The following is a 4,493-nucleotide window of genomic DNA, read 5'->3' as shown; positions in this document are numbered from 1 at the left end:
TCATCGGAACCTCCTCTGTCGACTGAGAAAGCCTCAATCGTCGGACAGGTTCGTCAGTTCACAAAATGCGCGACGTCAGGAAAAATGCGAAACATCAGCCAAAAACGCCAATGCCGCGCGAGCGGCTTCGTCCGAGAGCCCTCTTTACCAATTTTCTGCACTGCGGCTGATGTCTGCTATCACGGTGAAGACAAAAACGTTCAACAACCACTTGGGTTTTGAACGGGATTTACTGCAGCATCAAACGAGGTGTTTTGTGGTCGTGCCAAAAAGGAGGGTTTGTGAAGCGCTGGGAAAGTTCCGTATTGCGGAAAAAGCAGTCGTTAGCCGCATCTACAAGGATGACCAGTTTAGGCGATATACGGCACAAGTACTTTTTGGTGAATTCAGATCATTTTACCGCTGTTTCGATATAATCCTGCTAAGATGTCAGGATGAATGATATAATGCATGCGTAGTTATGAACCAGAAAGTCTCGATGTTTAATTCCCGCCGAACGACTATCGTTTTAGTACTGATTTGCGCCATGACTTTAGTTGGGCTGAAATGGCTCGCACCCTGTCAGACGCTGTGCGACAAAACCTTTTGGGACACGTCTCCCTCGGTCGATGAAGTTGCTGGCAAAATCGGTTTTCTAACCAACCTCAATGCCACTGACGAGCGAGGTATCACACCGCTGCATAGGGCTGTCATCAACGGTGACGCCGACATTGTTCGTTTTTTATTGGATGCAGGCGCGCCGGCTGATGCAGGAGCCGAGGACGGCTGGACTGCTCTGGCTGCATCGGTGCCTGATCGAGTTGGGCTTGTCGGAACCCGTCGAGACGAAGCCGAGATCGTGGCCCTGCTGTTGGAAGCAGGCGCTGAGCCAAATGTTGCAACACCAGATCGTGGCAATACACCATTGCTGCGTGCCGCCCAGTTCGGAATGATTGAAACTGTGGCGTTATTAATTGCTGCGGGCGCTGACGTAAACCACAGCAGCAACTGGGGAGATCGACCTCTTGGGCTTTCGCTTAGGCGCGACGATTTCGCTATTGCGCAAATATTGATTGATGCGGGAGCGGACGTGCGCCAGCCGGGCCTGCTTTATGAAGCGGCGCGTCATGGGTCTCCAAATGCAATAGTATTTCTTCTAAATGCAGGGGCAGACCCGAGAGTAGACAACGGCGTTGCCACGACTGGGCTGCATGGCTTTGTTTTTAAAGACAATGTTGCGGCACTGGAAGCTTTGCTCGCAGCCGGTGCTGACATCAACGCCCAAGATGCGAATGGCAGAACACCTCTGTTCAATATTTTACGCTATGGCGATCCAACAATTGTTGGTCATATGATTGCAGCCGGGGCGGATCCTTCAATTCCGGACAACGATGGGCTGAGGGCATTATCGTACGCGTTGCAAAGTGACAGACCGATTGGCGAGAAAATCGCACTCGTCGTAGCTGCGGGCGCCGATCCGGATCAGCCCGACACGCGGGGCAGGACACCCCTGCAGATTGTCGCCGTTGAGGACGTGCCGGAAAACGCTATCGCTCTTGTCGCGGCCGGTGCGCAGCTGGAGTTGTTGGACAGCGACGGGGCCACTCCGTTGTTGGTTGCGCTGAAGGAAGGCAGCATGGCAACTGCTACGGCCTTGATTGAATTGGGGGCTAACACTGATGTGGTAGGCTTTGCAGGACGTGGCATTCTGTTTTATGCGGCCAGTTCTGAAAACCCGGAATTGATGGAAGCGGTGCTTGTCACGAACCCCGTTATCGATGCGAGGGATGACGGTGGCGCGACACCGCTGATGTTGGCGGCGGCAACGGGACCGCCTGAGTTGATCAGCATGTTGATCGATGCCGGAGCTAACATCAACGCAACCGATGCATATGGAACTACCCCACTGCATTATTCGGCGCGATACGCAGATGGCGAGATTGTGCGATCCATGATTTCATTTGGAGCGGATCCAAGAGCAATAGATAGTGAAGGGCGCGATCCCCAAGCGCTGGGTTTCAACAATCGTGCCCTGCGCGCTGATCCAACAGCATTCAATATGCTTGGCGAATGAAATGTGTGTTTGTCGGCTGCGAGAAACTTCAAATGGATCTCAGTCCAAATAGTAGTCCGCCGCATTGATCAGGTGAGCTCAAATCCGGCTTTCGCCGCACCTTAGGGAACCTCCCAAACACGACCGTTTTTGGAAGGATCCAATCCGGAAGCAGGCTTTCGGTTAAATTTGACCAACGGCGGCAAGGTCCGCATTGCAGTCATCCAGCATGCCAAAATGCTGCGCTCATGGGTCAATGTCTGCTTCGGGGAAGCTGCAATGCAGCGACGGTAGGCACGATGAATGGCTGGTAAGGGCCGGGAGTGACTGTGGGATCTCAGCATGCCGTGTTTGGTTGTGGGAGGTGGACTAGTAGGAAAGTTCCGTCTTCGATCCCACGGTGCGGACCTAAACGATGAGCTGCACCAAGCCAGCGACGCTTGCCGCAACCACACCATCTTGGATAATTCTCTGTCTTGCATCTTTCGAGAGAGCGGCGCCCTTCAGTACGGACCTTGCATTTACCGCCAGTGTCACCATCGCTGCGACCCCCATACTTTCCATTATTTCAGAGCCGGAATCCTGTCCCAGTTTTCCCAGGACAGTGGTAGTGTCTCTGGATAGCTCTGCGTTACTAAAGCCCGAGGAACTCCAATCCGACGACGCTGCGGCGACCTCAGTGGTTGTCAGAACCTCGACGCTCTCGTATTTTTCGTTATGTTCGCGGACATAGGATGCGTACTTGGTGGCCTTCAGCTGAACTTCTGAAATGTCGCCCGTCACAAGATTGATAATACGAACATCTGCACCTGCATGGTTGGTGTCGCCAAAGAGTTCGACGATGTATTCGTCCCCATCAAGGTTCTCACGCTGCTGGAATGCGAGTTCATGATAGATGCCCTTCAAATTATTTTTAAGCCCTGCAATTTGATCAACGGATAGCGATTGAACATAGTCTGACAGTTCGACTTCACTGGCGTCCGAGAGGCCATTATTGGACCTACGTAGCGCTTCAAGCACGAGTTTTTCATCCTCGGTAAAAGATGACCGGGTGTCTGACATTAACTTCATGATCGTCGCAGAGACGACGCCCGTGAACACAGGGGCCCCTGTCGTTGCTTGTTTTCCGGCTAGCCTTGCCTTGTCCTCTGCCAGGGATATCGCTTCGAACAACGCCACCAGGTCATTCTTGCGATCGTCCAGTCTCCTGCGTGGAAGATCTGGCCAGTCGCTGACTTTGGCGATACATATATCCAACTGTTCTAAGAGAGAATTCCGCAATTGCTGCCGCAAAATTTGAGCGGTTATCGGGTCTAGGACAGCATTTTGGTCGGCACGTTTGCGAAATGCAGTTGCAACCATCAAACACGTTTCTACAAATCGTTTTTCCTGCGGGTCCAAGGCCTTTTTCTTGCGTCGTTTGCCGGTCCATTTGCTGATGACTGCGCGAGACCCGAAGTATGCCATAGTACCGCCCGCGGCTGCGGCTCCCAGGACAATCCAGCCACCTGTCACAACGCTCCCGCCGATCCATGCAAGGGCTGCGCTATTAAAAGCTGCACCTGACAATGATGAAATTGCAGTTCCTGTACTGGCAGTCCCTAGAATGGATGCGATTGAAAAGAGCCCTGCCGTTGTACCTGCAGCGGCTAGCTTTACAGAGAACGCTCTGACGATCCTTGCCGATGTTCCGCGCTTTTCTATCAACAGCGCATCGACGAGGTCCTCTAAAGCAGTCGCACCTTTTTCATAAAAGCTGTCGTTGGTATATTCTGAATGTCTCAGTTCGAACTCTACGATCTTTACAGCGGCGAGATCCTTGACGGCCGTGCCACCTTTCACAGCCAATTTGCCAGCCTGACGCCCAATTGGTTTTGCAATTGCCCAGCTCGCTTTACCTGCGACCTTGGCCAGAAATAGTGTTGACCTCCCAATCGCGCGGGCGGTTCTCCCTGATATCGTTGGCCTGTTGTCGTTCTTCTTGCTCAACTCGACGTGCTCCCGGCGGGCAGTGCGCGCCCGATGGACTGGCCCTGCGAAGCTGGATTGGCCCAGCTACATTGCCAGCAACGTAACAGCGCAGTCTCGGCTGTAACAGTGGTTTGGCAACATGCGAGCCGGGAGGTCCGCTTTGCAGAATACTGCGCCGCAGCATTCTGGCGCTTCCGGGTGGCAGCTAAGGGCCGTCCTCAACGAGGCCAGATTGCACAGGAGCTCAAATGCTGCGCGCTCCAACGTCGTAAAAGAGCCCTTTGTGACGGATGCTGCAGGGAGTACGATTGGCAGGCATGATGGGGTATATCTTCCTTATATCCCATCATGCCGAAGAGGATTGCAACTGACTTTCCCCGCTATCGGGTCCATCTGCGGCTGATGATATTTTGGCCATGGTTGGCGCGGCTCAGGCTGGGTTGGGTGTCGTTCGGATGCCCATTTTCCTGGACGCGCAGCGGCTGATCTG

At 53.4% G+C, this 4,493-nt stretch carries 3 protein-coding genes; 2 read left to right on the top strand and 1 reads right to left on the bottom strand.

The window, feature by feature from the left end; all coding sequences use genetic code 11:
• Together ACFWW2_RS11290 and ACFWW2_RS11285 are read left to right on the top strand one after the other, a co-directional pair.
• Positions 1 to 442, top strand: a 442-nt coding sequence (locus tag ACFWW2_RS11290; RefSeq protein WP_393928169.1) for a hypothetical protein, incomplete at its 5' end; no start/stop codon positions are given.
• Between the two features lie 18 nt (positions 443 to 460).
• Positions 461 to 2,053: an ankyrin repeat domain-containing protein gene (locus ACFWW2_RS11285; protein ID WP_393928168.1), complete on the top strand. Its 1,593-nt coding sequence runs from the start codon at positions 461 to 463 to the stop codon at positions 2,051 to 2,053.
• A gap of 387 nt (positions 2,054 to 2,440) precedes the next feature.
• Here the strand turns inward: ACFWW2_RS11285 and ACFWW2_RS11280 are convergent, their stop codons facing one another.
• Complete coding sequence (locus ACFWW2_RS11280; RefSeq protein ID WP_393928167.1) at positions 2,441 to 4,021, bottom strand: hypothetical protein; 1,581 nt, start codon at positions 4,019 to 4,021, stop codon at positions 2,441 to 2,443.
• Positions 4,022 to 4,493: the final 472 nt, after the last annotated feature.

It is taken from the genome of Yoonia sp. R2-816, assembly GCF_046762905.1.
GTDB lineage: Bacteria > Pseudomonadota > Alphaproteobacteria > Rhodobacterales > Rhodobacteraceae > Yoonia.
Note: the sequence above shows the minus strand (reverse complement) of the source record. Positions and strands in the feature narration are given on the sequence as shown.